The organism is Thalassotalea insulae, from assembly GCF_030161395.1.
Classification (GTDB): domain Bacteria; phylum Pseudomonadota; class Gammaproteobacteria; order Enterobacterales; family Alteromonadaceae; genus Thalassotalea_E; species Thalassotalea_E insulae.
Genome location: NZ_BSST01000001.1, coordinates 3,769,510 through 3,787,259 on the forward strand (window position 1 = coordinate 3,769,510; position 17,750 = coordinate 3,787,259).

Here is a 17,750-nt window from a genome sequence, read left to right on the forward strand (position 1 = left end):
TATTATTACCAAGTGAATTAGTTATGTCTCATAAGAAGTATATTCATCGGCCAACGGTGATTAAAGATCTGATCATTTTGGTCGTGATAAACACCTTGCTGATGATTGTCTTTAGTCAGTTTGATGTTTTAGAGTGGATATACCAATTTTCCCGTCGTCATGAAACCTATCAGTTTGATGAATTGATCCCGTTAGGTATTAGCATTTCTTTAAGCATGTTGGTATTTTCATATCGCAGGATATTAGAGCTTGGCGTCATGGCAAATACGCTGGAGAAAATGGCATTGGTCGACCCGCTAACCGGCTTACCAAATCGTCGTTCTGGGCAAGTTCGCCTATTTGCCTGGTGTCAAAAAGCACAGCGTAAAGGTAAAACCTTTGTTGTTTATCAGCTGAATTTAGATGGTTTTAAGCAAGTAAATACCATTTATGGTCAATCGATTGGTGATGAGGTGTTAAAGCAGCTGGCGTTGATATTAACTGAATTTTTACCACCGGCGGCATTGGTCTGTCGTTGGCTTGATGATACCTTTTTACTCGCGGTGCGTTTAGACGCCATCGATAATCCCCATCAGTATGCCTACCAAATTCAATCTGCTATTCATGGCAAAATCTTAGCAAACACCATGAACTTAACTGCATCTATTGGTTATAAAATATGGCAGCATGATCAGCAGTTGGAAGAGCTATTTCATGATGTTGAACAAGCATTAATGGATGCTAAACATGCAGGCAAAGGTCAAATTAAAGGAAATTAGACTTATTGACTGCCATAACAGTAGAAATGTTTCCACGCCCTAAATCTTTACAGATAAATTTCGGATAAATGCTCGGGTAATCTACGAATTAGTTCTCTGATCCCTTACAATAGTGCCAAATTCTTTCAACAGATAAGAAATAGTTTTGGAAACGATACAGCAACAATTACAACAAAGCGGTGACTTTTTAACTATTACTCGAGCGCATGAGTGGTCACTACCTGGTTTTGATTTTGAAGTGACAAATAAGCAATCACAGCAAAAATCGAAAGTCACGGTGCTTGATACCGGTATTATTTTATTCGAGCCGCTTGATCGCCAAACAACAAAAGATATTGTACTTTCCAGTGGTGTTCACGGTAATGAAACGGCACCTATTGAAATCTGCGCTAAATTGGTTCAGCAGCTTATTGTGGGTGAACTAACGTTAGCAGAGCGAGTATTATTTTTATTTGGTAACCCGGCGGCGATGAATATTGGCCAGCGTTTTGTTGAAGAAAACATGAATCGCTTGTTTTCTGGCGGTCATTCTATTGATCAAGGTCAGGGAGCGGGGCTGATCAATAAAGAGCGTCATCGGGCGTTATTATTGGAAAATACGGTGCGCGATTTTTTTGAACAAGGTGATAAATGTGGTCCGAACCGTCAGCGTTATCATTACGATCTTCATACCGCTATTCGTGGCGCCAAGTATGATAAATTTGCCGTATATCCGCACACTCATGGCGCGCCGAGAAAAAAAGAGCAATTACAATTTTTAAAAGCCTGTGGTGTTAATACTATTTTATTATCTAATTCACCGACGACAACTTTTAGTTATTTTTCTGCTCGTCAGTTTGGCGCAGATGCTTTTACCGTGGAACTAGGGAAAGTACGCCCGTTTGGTGAAAATGATATGACAAATTTTGCTGCGGTTGAACAAACACTCACTCAGTTTATTTCAGGTCAAGCATTAAACTTAGCAGCCTATGATGAAAACGACTTTAATCTTTTTGTTATCTCGCAAATTATTGATCGCACACACGAAAACTTTACGCTTAATTTTGCTGATGATGTAGAAAATTTTACTGATTTTCCTGTCGGTACCATTCTCGCTTATGATGGTGATAATGCAATTAAAACTCAGCAGCCAGGTGAAGCTATTATTTTTCCTAATGCTCAGGTCGCAATAGGGCAACGTGCGCTATTAACGGTAATACCAACAAGTATTTAGCTGATTTTTTATGGGTATAGATGCGAAAAAATAGCATAAATAGCTTACTGTTTTTCGCTGTTATTTACGGTGAAATACTTGTATTTCAGTTTACGTAAAGGTAAAGTGAGCGCAAGTAATTATTACAACAACTCCCTTATAAAAAACAAAATTAATAGTTCTTATCAGTTGTCTATACTAGGTAAGCAAAGCTTATTAATTCCCTTGTGAGCAAGGACAATAATAAAGAGAATGCTATGAACACTGAAATATATAAAGAGAGCCCGGTTGTCCATCAGCCTGCTTTTATTGACGGTCATTCAGTAGAAATCCCTATCCTTAAAATATTACAACAAGACGGTAGCGTTTATGACGGTGCTGAGTTGCCGGAAATAGATCAAGACCATGCGGTTAAAATCTATAAAGCATTAGCGTTTCACCGAGTATTAGACGAGCGTATGGTGGCGGCACAGCGTCAGGGACGTATCAGTTTCTATATGGCGGCATTAGGTGAAGAAGCTGCCAGCGTTGGTGGTGCTGCAGGTCTTAAACCACAAGATATGATCATGGCGCAATACCGCGAGCAAGGTGCATTGATTTATCGTGGTTTTTCGTTGGAGGACTTTATGAATCAGATGTTCTCTAATGAAAAAGACTTAGGTAAAGGTCGGCAAATGCCAATTCATTATGGTAGTAATGAATTGAATTATATGACAATTTCATCACCACTTGGCACACAAATTCCACAGGCCTCTGGTTATGCTTACGGCCAGAAGCTGCAAGGTAAAGATGCAGTGACGATTTGTTATTTTGGTGAAGGTGCCGCATCTGAAGGTGATTTCCATGCCGGTTTAAATATGGCGGCGGTTCATCAGGCGCCAGTAATTTTCTTTTGCCGTAACAATGGCTACGCAATTTCAACACCATCAGATGAACAATATGTTGGCAATGGTATTGCTTCTCGTGGTGTAGGTTACGGCATTAAGACTATTCGTATTGATGGTAATGACATTTTAGCGGTAGTGAAAGCGGTACAGTTTGCCCGTGAATATGCATTAAAAGAAAATAAACCTATGATTATTGAAGCTATGTCTTATCGTCTTGGTGCGCATTCTACTTCGGATGACCCTTCTGGATATCGTACCCGTGAAGAAGAAGCTAAATGGCAAGCGCATGATCCGATTTTACGGATGAAAAATTGGATGCTAGCGCAAAGCTGGTGGGATGAAGAACAGGAAACAGCCTTATTTGAAAGCTTACGTGAACAAGTACTGGCAGCTGTGAAAGTCGCGGAAAAAATTGATAAGCCGCCAGTCGAAGATTTAGTCACAGATGTTTACGATCAAGTACCTGCTCATTTACAAGCACAATTAGACAGCTTGAAAACTCATATTAAAAAATATCCTGACTCTTACCCATTTACTGCTGGGAGAATTAAATAATGGCTCAAATGAATTTATTACAAGCGATTAATAATGCTTTAGATATTGCCATGGCAGAAAATGACAGCACCTTATGTTTTGGTGAAGATGTGGGGCATTTTGGTGGGGTTTTCCGCGCAACCAGTGGTTTGCAAGAAAAATATGGTAAAGCGCGTTGTTTCAATACGCCTTTGGTTGAACAGGGCATTATTGGTTTTGCTAACGGTTTAGCGGCGCAGGGCAGCCGCCCAGTTGCTGAAATTCAGTTTGCCGATTATATCTTCCCTGCGTTTGACCAAATCGTTAATGAATCGGCGAAATTCAGATATCGTAGTGGTAACGAGTTTAACGTAGGCCAGCTAACTATTCGTACTCCTTATGGCGGTGGTATTGCAGGTGGTTTATATCACAGTCAATCACCGGAAGCGTATTTTGCTCATACTCCGGGATTGAAACTAGTGGTACCACGTAATCCTTATCAGGCAAAAGGCTTATTATTGGCGTCAATTCGTGATGATAATCCGGTAGTGTTTTTTGAACCTAAGCGTTTATATCGTGCCTCGGTTGGGGAAGTACCCGAAGAAGATTATCAATTACCACTAGGTAAAGCTGAAGTGATGCAACAGGGCAGTGATATTACTTTACTTGCCTGGGGGGCGCAGTTAGAAATCGTAGAAAAAGCTGCTGAATTAGCAGCTAATGACGGTATTTCATGTGAAATTATCGATTTACGTACCATATTACCTTGGGATGTTGAAACTGTAGCTAACTCGGTATTGAAAACCGGACGTTTAGTGATTTCGCAAGAGGCGCCGTTAACGGCAGGTTTTGCCAGTGAGATTGCTGCGACAGTTCAAAGTGAATGCTTCTTGCACTTAGAATCACCGATTGCCCGTGTTTGTGGAATGGATACGCCATACCCATTAGCACTGGAAAAAGAATATGTCGCCGATCATTTAAAAATTTATGAAGCGATTAAACAGAGCGTAAATTACTAGGATATTGAACATGAGCATTGATTTTATATTGCCAGACATTGGCGAAGGTATCGTTGAATGTGAACTGGTTGAATGGCTAGTAAATGAAGGCGATACGATTGTAGAAGATCAGCCGGTGGCTGATGTGATGACGGATAAAGCGTTAGTGCAAATTCCGGCAATGCACTCTGGTGTCGTTGACAAACTTTATTACCAAAAAGGCGACATTGCTAAAGTACATCAGCCATTATTTGCTATGACACCTAGTGATGGAACAGGCTCAGCTACTGTTGAACAGAGCCAAACATCAGAAACCGTTACTTCGCAAGCGGAAGCCGCACCAGTAGCGACTGCAGCACAAAGCTCAGGCACCATGGTTGAAGATTTTATCTTACCGGATATAGGTGAAGGTATTGTTGAATGTGAAGTGGTTGAATGGTTAGTCGCAGAAGGTGATAAAATTGAAGAAGATCAACCTATTGCTGATGTAATGACAGATAAAGCGTTAGTACAAATTCCTGCAATGCACGCAGGTACTGTAGTGAAACTTTATTATAACAAAGGTGATATTGCGAAAGTTCATGCGCCGTTATTTGCACTTGAAAGAGCCGGAACTGCGCCCTCAGCTATGACATCAACAGCTGCGGCGAGCGAAGGTAAAGCTGAAGTTGCCAAGCAAACGCAAACTGCGCCAGCGAGCCAAACCGCGCCAGCTCAGAAAAAAGTGCTGAATGAAAAAGCGGTGGCAAGCCCAGCTGTGCGCCGTGTTGCTCGTGAATTAAATGTTAATATTCATCAGGTACCGGGTAGTGGTAAAAAAGGCCGGGTTTACAAAGAAGATGTATTAGCATTTACTAATGCTGAAACTGCACCAGCAGCTCAGCCTAGCGCTGCTCCCGTTGCTCAGGCAGGCGGTACGCGTGTAGAACCAATTCGCGGCGTAAAAGCGGCAATGGCGAAAGCCATGGTGAATTCCGTGTCGACCATTCCGCATTTTACTTACTGTGAAGAAATCGACATGACTAACCTCATTAAGCTACGTGGTGAGTTAAAAGAGGTTTATGCTAAACAAGACATTAAACTGACGATGATGCCGTTTTTTATGAAGTCGATGTCATTAGCGCTAAAACAATTTCCTGTGGTTAATTCACAGCCAAATGAAGATTGCACTGAATTAACTTATTTTGATGATCATAATATTGGTATGGCGGTTGACTCAAAAGTCGGTTTATTAGTGCCTAATGTTAAGCAGGTGCAAACAAAATCGATTATTGATCTGGCGATGGATATTAGCCGATTAACTGATGCTGCTCGTTCAGGGCGTGTTAGTACTGAAGATTTAAAAGGTGGTACTATTACCATCTCTAATATTGGAGCGATTGGTGGTACCGTTGCGACACCAATTATCAATAAACCAGAAGCGGCTATTGTTGCGTTAGGTAAATTGCAGACGTTACCTCGTTTTAATGATAAAGGTGAAGTAGAAGCGCGCTCCATTATGCAGGTAAGCTGGTCTGGCGATCACCGTATTATTGACGGTGGCACTATCGCGAGATTTAGCAACTTGTGGAAATCTTTCCTTGAAGAGCCGTCGAATATGTTAGTGCATATGGCCTAAACTGTTTTTATAATGATAGAAGCCTGCTTTATGCAGGCTTTTTTATTACCAGTCACTTTTGCAGGATGTTATTTTGAAGAGATTTCATAAAGTATTGGGTTTGATCATGTTGTTACCCTTTCTAGCCTGGACGGTAACGGGGATATTTTTCTTTTTCAAACCTGGTTATCAGGCCGCTTATCAGCCTATTTCAGTCAAACTGTATCCGCTTAAGCACGTTATTCCGTTACCTGAACATCATCAGTGGTTAGAAGTTCGGCAGTTACAAACCGTATTAGGTCCACACTTATTAGTGAGAGATGATAGCGGCTGGCATCAACTTGATAGTAAAACTTTAAAGCCTCGACCTGCACTCTCTGATGCAGAATTATTGTTACTTATTGAGCAAGCGATTGCTGATGATAAAGCACGCTATGGAGAAATTGTCAGTATTAATAAGCAAGTGGCTGAAACCTCAACAGGTGTTAGGATTTCAGTTAATTGGCCGCAAATGACGATGCGTCAGCAGGGCAAAGACACTGACTTGATTAATAATATTTATGATATTCACTATTTGCGCTGGACTGGGTATAAACAGTTAGATCAGTACCTAGGGGTTTTAGGATTATTGCTCGTAGCTTTGTTAGCTATTTTAGGCACTTGGATGACTGTTAAGCGAGCAAAAATAACTAATTAAATAGTATACTCTTGTGGTCTGACCTGTTATTGGGTATGTTAAGTCTAAGGTTTATTGGTTTTTACTTTTATATGCAGCAAGAATCACTCTATATTCAAGATGGTCATCATCAGCTACACCTCAGGCATATCCACCAGAATCAGGGCGGCACCCCGGTATTAATGCTGCACGGTACCATAGAGAATGGCAAAATATTTTATACCTTATCAGGTAAAGGATTAGCCTGCTATTTAGCCAAGCAGGGATTTGATGTTTATGTCGCAGATTTTAGAGGTAAAGGTGAAAGTAAACCAAACTTAAAACAAGATGCTGGGCATGGCCAATATGAAGCGATCACCCAAGATATTCCGCTGTTTCTTGATTATATTGAACAGCGTTGCCATCAGCCAATGCATCTGATCTGCCACTCCTGGGGAGGGGTATTACTGGCGAGTACATTAGCTCGTTATCCTCAGCGTTGTCGTCAGGTAGCGAGTACCCTCTGTTTTGGCACCAAGCGCTCTATTTATCGGAAAACTTTAAGTAAACGATGGACGGTGGATTTATTATGGAACCGATTGGCGCCGCTGTTAGCACGAAAAAAAGGCTATATTGATGCCGTTAAATTAAAATTTGGTGCTGATAATGAAAGCTTAAATTTCTTACATCAAAGTATTGAATGGGTGAAACCTGGTAAGTGGTGTGATCCTGTCGACGGCTTTGATTATCATCAGGCGGCGCAGTCGATCAATTGGCCAAGAACTTGGCATATTACTGGTGCCTCTGATCATTTACTTGGCTATAAAGAGGATGTTAAGGCGTTTATTGAAGAGTCGAATGCTCAGGCAACGTTTTCGTTACTGTCTAAATCTGCAGGGAATGCCATTGATTATGATCATATTAATATACTTACTCATCCATACGCGATAGATGATCATTTTCCTGAGGTTGCTCGCTGGTTAGCACAGGAAGAGTAAGGTTAAATTATTGTAGCCACTGTTTTTGCTCAGCTTTTGACGTCATTAAAATCAAAGCAATAGCAATAGTTAACACTAACAGTGGCATTATCAGGCTTGATAATCCTAATGCGCTAATAGAATCAATTACGAAGAACGTATAGTAGTTTTGTAGCAAAATTCCGATCAGAGACGCAACGAATAAAACGTTGGCAAAGGCTTTTTTTAATACTAAAAATATACAACCGGATGTCCCTGAAAATACCGCTAGCGCAAACGCTAATGTTGCCCAAATTGGCGTGTCTTGATACAAGCTCTGCTGAGCTTCTGGCAGTTCGGCGATCATTTCTGGTGTCATCATGACATGACTAATAAATGCCATTAATCCTAGCATATTCCAGATCAGGGCGAGGATAGATAATACTAAAAACCATTTAGGTCTATGCCTCTGATGCGGGTCGCTCATATATCACCTATCTTTATGTTTATTTTTAATTGTAGCAAATAATGTCGCTGTTTATGTAATCGCTTAGGGCAAACTAAATCAACAGCTTAGCTTTTTTTGCTGTACTCACAATGTCTGGCTGGGAACGCTATAGCCCTTGTTTAGGTGGCATTAGGCTGTGAGTTTGCTCAATTTAATGCAGTTAAGATATTACCGCTAAGTAATACCTTAACTGTGTGAGCTATTTGAATTTTCGTGTTAAACAGATGCTAAGTAAGGCAATCATCAACCAGGAGTAACTACCGCCATGACTGTGGCTGTTGCTATGAGGTTCGACGTATTCAGGGTCATAATCGCTACTTTCTAAAGGCAGTGCGTATAAGTCGTTGCTATCGTTTGAGCTATAAGTGGCAACAATATCACTGTAGCCGACTTCATATAAATCAATGAGCACATCGTAGTGGTTAGGAACATAGCCCTGATCTAAGGTGGTATAAACCTCGTATTCATCGTCTTCACTTTCACCATAAATGGTAAAGTTATCTGTGGTGTAATAGTGGACCCAATCACCACCATCTTCACTTAAATAAAGCTCGGCATAAACTCGTGCTTCATTAATAATATCATGGCTATAAACATCAGCATCAAAGGTCACACTAAAGGTCCGGTAAAAGCTATCACCGTCATAATCTTCAATCAGTTGAGCGTAGCCCTGATAAATATTAAATTCATTATGATATAAGTTGGTGCGTGCCATCGCTGTTTGGCTGCTGGTTTTACTGTTAACTGCACTGGTTAGTTTTGACGTTAACGTTGCTTTAAGTGTTGCTACCTGTTCTCTGGTTTTTCCTTTGAACTGATCTAGGTTATCGTCTGCTGGGGTTAATGTTTTTAATTGCTCAAGTGCTTGTGATTGTTGCCACTGATTTTTTACACCACCAAGTGACAGGTTATCGGCGTTAACTTGAGCAGAGGTAAATAAAGTCGTTATTAAAAAAGTGGTCATCGTTAACTTGTGAGTCATAATAAGTCCTTTCTTATTTAAAAAGTTAACCATATTACAAGCGAATTACCCTGAACCATTGCTGAACAAAATGACTAAAACTTACGCTAAATATTGTTCAGCGATCATTCAGTTAAGAAGGGTAAAATAGCCTTACTAAGGGATTTTTCTTGGTTTAACTTAAACGATCTTTTACACTGAAACAGTGAATTGTTGGGTGTTATTGGAAGGTGAAATGAAGGCTTTAGTTGTGGTACGTCAAATGATGTTATCTGTGGTGTTAGCATGTTTTTGCATGCTGAGCATTGATAGAGCATTAGCGACACCGTGGTCAAACACGCCGGCATATAAAGTCAGTAATGCGCAACAGGCTGCGCGAAAGGTGAAAGGGAAGTATGGCGGGAAAGTACTTAAAGTCCAGCGAACGAAAGTTAATGGTAATTCAGGCTATAAAGTGAAAGTGTTAAGGGATAACGGTCACGTGATTTCAGTGAAGGTTGATGCCAGAACCGGGAAAGTATCAGGAAATTAGCTAATGCGTATATTAATAGTTGAAGATGATAAAAGCTTACAAACTCAGTTAAAGCAGCAGTTGGAGTTGGCTAATTACAGTGTGGATACTGCAGATGACGGTGAGATCGGACTTTATCAGGGCACTGAATATCAGTATGATGCAGCGGTGATTGATTTAGGTTTACCTAAACTGGACGGTAAAGACTTGATCCAAACATTAAGAAAACAGGGGATCGACTTTCCTATTATCGTGTTGACTGCACGTGATCGTTGGCAGGATAAAGTTGAAGGACTAGATGCCGGCGCCGATGATTATCTGACTAAACCCTTTCATCATCAGGAACTACAAGCGAGATTAAATGCCTTGATCCGTCGTAGTGTCGGTCAGGCAAGCCCGATAATGGTGAATGGCCCGTTTGAGCTTGATACTGCGAGTATGCAGGTTCGGGTTAATCAGCAAGCCGTCAATTTAAGCAGTTATGAATATAAGGTATTTGAATATTTAATGCTGCATCAGGGACAAGTAAAATCAAAAACTGAACTTACTGAACATATTTACGATCAAGACTTTGATCTTGACTCTAATGTGATTGAAGTCTTTATTCGCCGATTACGTAAAAAACTCGATCCAGATGGTCAATATCAATTTATAGAAACCTTGCGTGGTCAAGGATATAAATTGCGTCAGTTTGCTGAAGCTGAAAAGTAGCTAGCTTAGGGTTATGCATTTGATAGCGGGTTACTTTAATTCTCTTAAATCTCGGTTGTTATTAAGTGCCTTACTGATGGTGGTTGTTTTACTCCCCATTGTCGGTATCACTATTCTTAACGCCTATCAACAGCATATGAACTCCAGCGTCGAGAATGAATTAGTCGCGTATTCTTATTCAATATTAGCGGTGGCAGAAGTGGAGCAAGGTAAGTTAGTGATGCCTGAAGCTTTGGCTGAAAGTCGGTTTAATACCGGCGAATCAGGTCTTTATGCCGTGATCACCTCGAGAGAAGCTTTGCCGCGTGAGCTGTGGCGTTCATCATCTTTATTAGCCATGGGAGAGCCAGATCATTTAACTGCTCCAGAAGTTGGCGATAAACGCTTTTATAGTGTCAATATCGAAGGGAACTCTCATTTTATTTATAGTTTTTCTGTCAGTTTTTTTGATGTCGAACAACAGCTTGATATGACGTTGCATATTATTAAACAAAAACGTGATCATATTGTGCTAATGAATGAATTTAAACGTCAATTGTGGTTTGGATTATTGCTGTTAATGGGGATTTTATTATTACTGCAATTTATCTGGCTAAAATGGAGCTTAAAGCCATTAGCAATACTAAAAAAAGAAATTGCAAATGTTGAGCAGGGACGGACAAATAAACTAAATGCAGATTACCCTCAGGAGTTACAGCAAGTAAAAGAACAACTTAATGTGCTATTGACTACTGAACAGAATCAACGAAAACGTTACCGTAATTCATTGTCCGATCTTGCCCATAGCCTGAAAACGCCGCTGGCAGTATTGCAAGGTCAGGTTAGTAATCAAGAAAACCTTGAACTTGTTAAACAAGGACAGGAACAAATTGATGTGATGAATCTTATGATTGAGCATCAATTAAAGCGCGCACAAAGTGCCGGTCAGTCATCCTGGCATTTAGGGGTTGAAATTCAGCCGGTGTTAACCAAGCTGGTGAACAGTTTAGAGAAAATTTATCGTGATAAACAGCTGTCATATCACAGTCAAATAAATGCTAGTGCTGTGTTTAAGGGAGATGAAGCGGATTTGTTGGAAATTTTGGGCAATCTGCTCGATAACGCCAGTAAAGCGGCGAGCGAAACAGTCAGCATTAGCATTAACGAACATGAACAACAATTGCAAATAGTTATTGAAGATGACGGCTGTGGTATTGCAGATAACGAAGTAGAAGAAATTTTACAGCGAGGTATTCGTGCCGATACCTACCAACAAGGTCATGGTATCGGTTTAGCGATTGTCCGCGACCTGGTTGACAGTTATCAGGGAAAGCTTGAGATATCCCGTTCAGTCAAATTACAAGGGGCTCAGTTTACCTTAACCTTTCCGCACTAGCATTTCTGCTGCGCAATAGCATTAACTTTACCTTGTTCAGTCTTGATTCAGTTTACTTCTATTAATATCACAGTCATAGCTGACAAAGAGGTGACTAAGATGATAATAACACGTAATGATAAAGCCGCTTTACCGATACTGGCGCTAATGTTTTCAGCCTTGTTTTACACTAATTCTTCGGCCGTTGCCGGTACCCGTATAGATACCAATACAACCGAGCAAGAGCATCAGCAAGAAGTGCTGTTTAGTCAAGGAGAACTGGCACAAATGTTAGCGCCTGTTGCCTTGTATCCCGACACGTTATTAACCCATATTTTAATTGCAGCAACTTATCCGCTGGAAGTCGTTGAAGCGGACCGCTTTGTTAAAAAACATCAGGGACTGAGTGAGCATACATTACTTGCTCAAGCCGAAGATATAGATTGGGATCCCAGTGTTAAGGCCTTATTGGCTTTTCCGCGGATATTGGCAAATCTAAGTGAAGACCTAGCGTGGATGCAGAAACTCGGCGATGCGTTTTTACAGGATGAAGCGCAAGTATTAGCCAGTATCCAAACGTTAAGAGCGCAAGCGGATCAGGCGGGAAACTTAGCACAAATGGATAATGTGCAAGTCGTGCGTGAAAAACAAACCATTATTATCGAGCCAGCAAAGCCTGAAGTGGTTTATGTACCTTATTATGATACTCGAGTCGTTTATGGTAACTGGCACTGGTCGCACTATCCGCCCGTATATTGGCATCGTCCTGTGTCATTTCATTACTATCATGGGCCATTTTATTATCACTCAGGTGTTGATATTGCCTTTGATTTTTTCTTTAGTGCTTTTCACTGGCATAATCATCATGTGGTACGTCACCATCATAAAAAGCGTTATTACCACTCAAATCGCCGTATAGCGACTAGTCATCATGCAAAACGATGGCATCATGAACCAAAACATCGTAGAGGTATCGCTTATCGCAGCAATAAAGTGAAGCATCGTTATGTTAGTCATCACCCTAGTAAAACTCAAACATCGATTGAGCGACAACGCATCAATGCAAAACCAGCAGCCAAACATTATCGGGCTAATAACGCAAGATCCGCCAGTAATAAGCATGACAAAGTGAAGCAAAAGCTTACGTTAAATCGTGCCATTAAAGTCAATCCAGTGGATCATTCTCGGGTAAAATTAACCAGCAAAGCAAGGGAAAAGCAACGTTTTGTAAAGCCTGAAAAGAGTAAGCAAACCGCACAGTTTATTTCCAGAAAGCAGCGAATATCAGAAAAAGCCCATACTGGCAAAGTAAAGACTCAGCGCCAGTGGCAACAACAGTCGACTGGTAAGTCGTTTACACCTCAGCATAAACAGCGTTCAGATAATAAAGTAAAAAGCTATGCTCGGGCTGATAAAAGTTTTACCAGAAAAAATAGCACACAATCTGGTAACCGTCGTGCTCAGGGAGGTCACTCAAGCAAGCAATATGCACGAGTGACAAAACACAGCGTTAGCAAACACAAGTCGAAACCTCGACATAAAAGCAATAATTAGTAACAGTTTGTTGAGCTGTGATACTAGGAGGAATGAGTTAGAGTACTTCTGGGAGCAAGTAAAAAGCCGTAATAAGAATTTGCTTATTACGGCTTTTTTATTTGATATAATCAGTTAACAATTAATAAATTTTTCCGTGTCCTTTAACATTATTAACATCAACCCGAGACGGCGTGATTTTACCGTCAACTAAACCTTGTGTAGCAACAGCTAAGTGCTCTATAACCTGATGCATAGAGGTGAGGTTTAAACTGGCTAAATCATCAGATGTTTGATGATAATGCTGATCTTTATCTAATTGGGTACTGCTAAAGCTATGTGCAGGTACTCCCAAACGTGCCAGAGTAGCGTTATCTGAACGGTAAAATAGATTTTGCTCAGGGTAAGGGTCCTGATAAACCACAGGCTCTTGGCTATTTAATCCTTGGTTCAGTAACAGACCAAGATTTGAGCGGTCCATGCCAGTCATCCAGACTTTTCCCGGACCAAATTTTGAAGGCTTACCGATCATTTCAATATTGATCATAGCAATGACATCATCAGGATTAAGCTGTTGGGAAAAATATTTAGAACCAAAGCCGCCAATTTCTTCTGCGGTAAAAGCGCTAAACATTAATGAACGATTATTATTTCCTGCTTTAGCGAAGTACTGTGCTAAATTGATAATGGCGGTTGTACCTGATGCGTCGTCATCTGCGCCATTATATATATTGTCTTCACTATCTGATGGCGTCGCACCTAAATGATCATAATGGGCAGAATAAAGTACTATTTCGTTTGTTTGTTGCTGTCCGGGTAATACACCTACGACATTGGTTAAGCGCTGCTCAGTTATTGTAGTAGTTGCGCTTATATCAATATCTTTTACTGTCTCTTGCTCAGTTAACACTATCACGATTGCGCCTTGATGCTCGATGGCCAGTTTGTTTAACCCTCTAGAGAAATAACCGCGATAGCCGTTAAATAACTTTGCATGTGCTGGATTGACTAATACTAAATGTTGACCACCTTGCTGATTGATTTCCCCCAACACCTGACGCATATTGTCCGCTTGACCGACAGTATGTGTGGTAAAATCTTTGGCACTTTGCCAGTGCAATTTCGCCATGGTACTTGCCATAGCAAGGTTTTTATCGGCTATTTCTTTGCCGTTTAATGACACAGATAATGTGACTGGAGCAATTTGACTAATAGTAAAAGACTGTTTGAAATCTTTATTGCCCGCCATAGGTACCAAACCTATTTCTTTAAACCGATTACTAATGTAGTCAGCGGCTTTATCAATGTCTTGAGTAAAGCTCGCCCGGCCGTTTAAATCATCGCTTGCCAAATAACTGATATCTTTTGTCACTTGCTCAAGTGAAATGTTATTGGCAAAACAACTGCCTGCAATTAGCGGCAAGCTGAGGGATAAAGCGAGAGTGCTCGATTTTTTAAGCAATTTATAGGTCATTGTTAGTATCCATCGCAGTGAAAGTTAGCACATTAACAAATTTGCAATAATTTACCAGAGAAAGCCACTAACTATTGGCTGAGGTGTTGTAAACATTCTCGTTCAATTGACAAGCTTTGTTCACCAACCGTTAGCCATAATTGACGATCTTGAATACTGACTTGGATCTCCATTGTGCGAGTGAGCATTTCGGCAAACTCTGCTAATGCGTCGTAATCAAAACGTTCTATTTGCAGGTTAGGGTATTGATTAAGCTTATTTTGGTTTTGTTGCCACCAGACATCAAATGCTGACTGATAGCCATAGAGGATCACTTTTTGTGCCTTATTGCAGGCTTTTTTTATCCGCTTTTCATCAGGCTGGCCCAGTTCAATCCATAGTTCGACTTCTTCGCTGTAATTAATTTGCCATAGCACTGCTTCATCTTCGTCACTGACACCTTTTCCAAAGGTTAAGCTGTCGCTGGCGTTTAAGACAAAGGCCATTAATCGGGTCATTAATCGAAGATCGGTTTCTGATGGATGTTGTGCCAGAGTTAAGTTTAAAGTGTCGTAGTAACCTCTATCCATATCGGATAAGTGTATGGTTGCTTTATAAATAATAGATTTTAATGCCATTGGCTTAAGGTCAAAAATTACGTTAACTCTATTTTACGCTGGTTTTGTGTCCTTGCGTACTTATTTCTCACATGAATAGCTAAAATAATCCTGATTAATTTAGTTGATGTGCTAAGAGGTGATAAAGTAGCGCTAAGTTATTGATTTGAGGTGAGCCATGACGATTTCTTCTTTTATTCCTCCACAGCGTACTTTAATGGGGCCAGGGCCTTCTGATGTCAGTGCTCAGGTTCTTTCAGCGTTGGCACGTCCGACGATTGGTCATCTCGACCCGTTATTTATTGGTATGATGGATGAAGTTAAATCTTTGCTGCAATATGCCTTTCAGACGGAAAATGAATTTACTCTTGCTTTATCTGCCCCCGGCTCGGCGGGAATGGAAGCGTGTTTTGTCAATTTAGTGACCCCAGAAGATACTGTGATAGTTTGTCAAAATGGCGTTTTTGGCAGCAGAATGGCCGAAAATGTTAAACGCATCGGGGCTAACCTAGTGCTAGTTGAGAGGCAGTGGGGAAGGGCCGTTGATCCACAGCAATTACAACAGGCGTTGCTAGCGCATCCTGAGGCGAAATTTGTCGCTTTTGTTCACGCTGAAACTTCTACAGGTGCATTGTCTGATGCAAAAACATTATGTGAAGTCGCCCGTCGCCATGATTGTTTAACCATAGTTGATGCGGTGACATCTCTTGGTGGCGTTGAACTAAAAGTAGATGAGTGGGGCATAGATGCTATTTATGCAGGCAGTCAAAAGTGTCTCTCTTGTGTGCCAGGGATTTCTCCGATTAGTTTTAGTGAGCAGGCGGTTCAAGTCATTAAGCAGCGGAAGACTCCCGTGCCCAGTTGGTTTTTAGATCAATCTTTAGTGATGGCTTACTGGTCTGGTGAAGGTAAGCGCGTGTATCATCATACTGCGCCGGTTAATTCGCTTTATGCACTACATGAATCGTTAGTGATGTTAAAAAATGAAGAACTGGAAAACGCTTGGCAACGCCATCAACAGATGCATCAACAGTTGGCACAAGGGCTGAAGGAGCTTGGCTTGGAATATGTTGTCCCGGCAAATGAACGCCTACCGCAATTAAATACTGTATATATTCCTCAAGGTGCAGATGATGCGAAAGTACGTCAGTACTTGCTTGAGCATTATAATTTAGAAATTGGTGCCGGCTTAGGACTATTTGCTGGCAAAGCATGGCGTATTGGATTAATGGGCTTTAGTGCCCGTAAAGAAAATGTTGCCTTGTGTTTAGCGGCGCTAAAAGACGCATTAGTGAATGCCTAATTTTGTTGCACTTTGCTGATAAACCGAACGGTATGGTTGAATTAACGCCTCAAAGTGTTTGATTTTTATATTTTTATTCTCGGTTATCAAAATTAAGTTAAGGTTTGTTTTACTGTGCCAGTTCAGCTATTGTTTATTTAATCAACGATAACGAACAAGGAAGTAGCGGTGAAACGTATTATTATCTGTGCTGACGGCACTTGGAATCGTCCAGAGCAGTTGGGTAAAGAGCAATATCCCACCAATGTACTGACGTTTGCTCGTCACATTTTACCTCAAGATAATACCGGGATTAAGCAAGTGGTGTTTTATGACTGGGGGATCGGTTCTTATCATGACCAATTGTCTGGAGGGGGATTTGGTGCAGGATTAGAGAAAAATGTCATGGATGGTTATCGGTTTTTGGTGCATAACTATGATATCGGTGATGAAATCTATTTGTTTGGTTTTAGCCGTGGCGCATACACAGTACGTAGTTTAGCTGGCCTTATCAATAACTGCAGTATTTTAAAAAGTGCACATGGACATCTTGTAGAAAAAGCCTTTGATATATACAAAACTAAAAAGCATACCCCAAAAAGTCAGTTTGCTATTGATTGGCGGGCGGAGCATGCCATTGAACCTACAGCGAATATTCATTTTATTGGTGTTTGGGATACCGTTGGTGCATTAGGCCTACCATTTAGTATATTTGGTTTGATCAAAGATAAGCACCTTTTTTATGATCGAAGTCTTGGCTCTAATATGAAAACTGTTCGTCATGCATTATCGTTAGATGAATTACGCGATGACTTTGAACCTACTATTTGGCAGCCGAGGCCGAATGTTGATTTGGCACAGGTGTGGTTTGCTGGTGTCCATTCTGACGTTGGTGGCAGCTATAAGCCTGATAGCAACGGTCAGCTTTTATCAGAAATACCATTGCAGTGGCTAATGACGGAAGCAGAAAATAGCGGTTTAGCCTTTGATGGTTTAATTCATCAGCGGGCATTAAAAGCTGAGCATAATGTGCACGCTAGTCAGCATAATGAATATAAGGGGAAATACAAATTATTAGGCAAACGCATCCGAGAAATCCCTCGACAAACTGATAACCCAACTTATGTGCATAGTAGTGTTAAAAAGCGTTATCAGTCAGGCTACAAAAGTCAGCCAATCGAAAATTACATCGCTAAATATGGTCAATGGCCACCGATATGGTAACTTGGCGACATATGCGTTTATATCATTTCTTACGTACTGA

At 40.8% G+C, this 17,750-nt stretch carries 17 protein-coding genes; 13 read left to right on the top strand and 4 right to left on the bottom strand.

The features are described from left to right. Positions 1-23 precede the first annotated feature (23 nt). From QQK06_RS16910 to QQK06_RS16940, 7 genes are all read left to right on the top strand, one after another. Positions 24-758 carry a GGDEF domain-containing protein gene (locus tag QQK06_RS16910; RefSeq protein WP_284245976.1) on the top strand — a complete coding sequence of 245 codons (735 nt, stop codon included), beginning with the start codon at positions 24-26 and terminating at the stop codon, positions 756-758. Between the two features lie 145 nt (positions 759-903). Further along, positions 904-1,971 carry a succinylglutamate desuccinylase gene (gene astE, locus QQK06_RS16915; protein ID WP_284245977.1) on the top strand — a complete coding sequence of 356 codons (1,068 nt, stop codon included), beginning with the start codon at positions 904-906 and terminating at the stop codon, positions 1,969-1,971. Between the two features lie 236 nt (positions 1,972-2,207). Beyond that, positions 2,208-3,392, top strand: a complete 1,185-nt coding sequence (locus tag QQK06_RS16920; protein WP_284245978.1) for a thiamine pyrophosphate-dependent dehydrogenase E1 component subunit alpha — start codon at positions 2,208-2,210, stop codon at positions 3,390-3,392. Then, the gene (locus QQK06_RS16925; RefSeq protein ID WP_284245979.1) at positions 3,392-4,369 is read left to right on the top strand and encodes an alpha-ketoacid dehydrogenase subunit beta; all 978 of its coding nucleotides are present in this window, start codon (positions 3,392-3,394) and stop codon (positions 4,367-4,369) included. The genes QQK06_RS16920 and QQK06_RS16925 overlap by 1 nt, the downstream gene beginning before the upstream one ends. A 10-nt stretch (positions 4,370-4,379) precedes the next feature. Beyond that, positions 4,380-5,966, top strand: coding sequence for a dihydrolipoyllysine-residue acetyltransferase (locus QQK06_RS16930; protein WP_284245980.1), 1,587 nt, complete (start codon positions 4,380-4,382; stop codon positions 5,964-5,966). 73 nt (positions 5,967-6,039) lie between these two features. Beyond that, positions 6,040-6,642 (top strand): PepSY domain-containing protein, encoded by a 603-nt coding sequence (locus tag QQK06_RS16935; RefSeq protein ID WP_284245981.1) that lies wholly within the window; start codon positions 6,040-6,042, stop codon positions 6,640-6,642. A gap of 71 nt (positions 6,643-6,713) precedes the next feature. Further along, complete coding sequence (locus QQK06_RS16940) at positions 6,714-7,598, top strand: alpha/beta fold hydrolase (RefSeq protein WP_284245982.1); 885 nt, start codon at positions 6,714-6,716, stop codon at positions 7,596-7,598. Between the two features lie 7 nt (positions 7,599-7,605). On the opposite strand, the gene QQK06_RS16945 is transcribed toward QQK06_RS16940, so the two are convergent. Next, complete coding sequence (locus QQK06_RS16945; protein ID WP_284245983.1) at positions 7,606-8,043, bottom strand: hypothetical protein; 438 nt, start codon at positions 8,041-8,043, stop codon at positions 7,606-7,608. Between the two features lie 220 nt (positions 8,044-8,263). Next, positions 8,264-9,046 carry a choice-of-anchor H family protein gene (locus QQK06_RS16950; protein WP_284245984.1) on the bottom strand — a complete coding sequence of 261 codons (783 nt, stop codon included), beginning with the start codon at positions 9,044-9,046 and terminating at the stop codon, positions 8,264-8,266. Positions 9,047-9,260: 214 nt separating this feature from the next. On the opposite strand from QQK06_RS16950, the gene QQK06_RS16955 reads away from it, so the two are divergent. The 4 genes from QQK06_RS16955 to QQK06_RS16970 all read left to right on the top strand — a co-directional run bounded on the left by QQK06_RS16955 (position 9,261) and on the right by QQK06_RS16970 (position 13,155). Then, positions 9,261-9,557 (top strand): PepSY domain-containing protein, encoded by a 297-nt coding sequence (locus tag QQK06_RS16955; RefSeq protein WP_284245985.1) that lies wholly within the window; start codon positions 9,261-9,263, stop codon positions 9,555-9,557. Between the two features lie 3 nt (positions 9,558-9,560). Next, complete coding sequence (locus tag QQK06_RS16960; RefSeq protein WP_284245986.1) at positions 9,561-10,247, top strand: response regulator transcription factor; 687 nt, start codon at positions 9,561-9,563, stop codon at positions 10,245-10,247. Positions 10,248-10,260: 13 nt separating this feature from the next. Continuing rightward, the gene (locus tag QQK06_RS16965) at positions 10,261-11,622 is read left to right on the top strand and encodes an ATP-binding protein (RefSeq protein WP_284245987.1); all 1,362 of its coding nucleotides are present in this window, start codon (positions 10,261-10,263) and stop codon (positions 11,620-11,622) included. Between the two features lie 99 nt (positions 11,623-11,721). After that, positions 11,722-13,155 carry a DUF3300 domain-containing protein gene (locus QQK06_RS16970; RefSeq protein ID WP_284245988.1) on the top strand — a complete coding sequence of 478 codons (1,434 nt, stop codon included), beginning with the start codon at positions 11,722-11,724 and terminating at the stop codon, positions 13,153-13,155. Positions 13,156-13,276: 121 nt separating this feature from the next. Here the strand turns inward: QQK06_RS16970 and QQK06_RS16975 are convergent, their stop codons facing one another. Beyond that, positions 13,277-14,608 (bottom strand): M20/M25/M40 family metallo-hydrolase, encoded by a 1,332-nt coding sequence (locus QQK06_RS16975; RefSeq protein WP_284245989.1) that lies wholly within the window; start codon positions 14,606-14,608, stop codon positions 13,277-13,279. 71 nt (positions 14,609-14,679) lie between these two features. After that, entirely contained in the window at positions 14,680-15,225 is a 546-nt protein-coding gene (locus QQK06_RS16980; protein WP_284245990.1) for a YaeQ family protein, read from the bottom strand. A gap of 157 nt (positions 15,226-15,382) precedes the next feature. Here QQK06_RS16980 and QQK06_RS16985 point away from each other — a divergent pair, with 157 nt between their 5' ends. Together QQK06_RS16985 and QQK06_RS16990 are read left to right on the top strand one after the other, a co-directional pair. Beyond that, the gene (locus QQK06_RS16985; RefSeq protein WP_284245991.1) at positions 15,383-16,507 is read left to right on the top strand and encodes a pyridoxal-phosphate-dependent aminotransferase family protein; all 1,125 of its coding nucleotides are present in this window, start codon (positions 15,383-15,385) and stop codon (positions 16,505-16,507) included. A 168-nt stretch (positions 16,508-16,675) separates the two neighbouring features. Continuing rightward, entirely contained in the window at positions 16,676-17,710 is a 1,035-nt protein-coding gene (locus QQK06_RS16990) for a T6SS phospholipase effector Tle1-like catalytic domain-containing protein (protein WP_284245992.1), read from the top strand. Positions 17,711-17,750: the final 40 nt, after the last annotated feature.

Bases quoted from the DNA above. Each gene is read 5' to 3' on its own strand.
- QQK06_RS16910 (WP_284245976.1), top strand. From the start codon at position 24: ATGTCTCATAAGAAGTATATTCATCGGCCAACGGTGATTAAAGATCTG.
- QQK06_RS16920 (WP_284245978.1), top strand. From the start codon at position 2,208: ATGAACACTGAAATATATAAAGAGAGCCCGGTTGTCCATCAGCCTGCT.
- QQK06_RS16925 (WP_284245979.1), top strand. From the start codon at position 3,392: ATGGCTCAAATGAATTTATTACAAGCGATTAATAATGCTTTAGATATT.
- QQK06_RS16930 (WP_284245980.1), top strand. From the start codon at position 4,380: ATGAGCATTGATTTTATATTGCCAGACATTGGCGAAGGTATCGTTGAA.
- QQK06_RS16940 (WP_284245982.1), top strand. From the start codon at position 6,714: ATGCAGCAAGAATCACTCTATATTCAAGATGGTCATCATCAGCTACAC.
- QQK06_RS16945 (WP_284245983.1), bottom strand. From the start codon at position 8,043: ATGAGCGACCCGCATCAGAGGCATAGACCTAAATGGTTTTTAGTATTA.
- QQK06_RS16950 (WP_284245984.1), bottom strand. From the start codon at position 9,046: ATGACTCACAAGTTAACGATGACCACTTTTTTAATAACGACTTTATTT.
- QQK06_RS16955 (WP_284245985.1), top strand. From the start codon at position 9,261: ATGAAGGCTTTAGTTGTGGTACGTCAAATGATGTTATCTGTGGTGTTA.
- QQK06_RS16960 (WP_284245986.1), top strand. From the start codon at position 9,561: ATGCGTATATTAATAGTTGAAGATGATAAAAGCTTACAAACTCAGTTA.
- QQK06_RS16965 (WP_284245987.1), top strand. From the start codon at position 10,261: ATGCATTTGATAGCGGGTTACTTTAATTCTCTTAAATCTCGGTTGTTA.
- QQK06_RS16970 (WP_284245988.1), top strand. From the start codon at position 11,722: ATGATAATAACACGTAATGATAAAGCCGCTTTACCGATACTGGCGCTA.
- QQK06_RS16975 (WP_284245989.1), bottom strand. From the start codon at position 14,608: ATGACCTATAAATTGCTTAAAAAATCGAGCACTCTCGCTTTATCCCTC.
- QQK06_RS16980 (WP_284245990.1), bottom strand. From the start codon at position 15,225: ATGGCATTAAAATCTATTATTTATAAAGCAACCATACACTTATCCGAT.
- QQK06_RS16985 (WP_284245991.1), top strand. From the start codon at position 15,383: ATGACGATTTCTTCTTTTATTCCTCCACAGCGTACTTTAATGGGGCCA.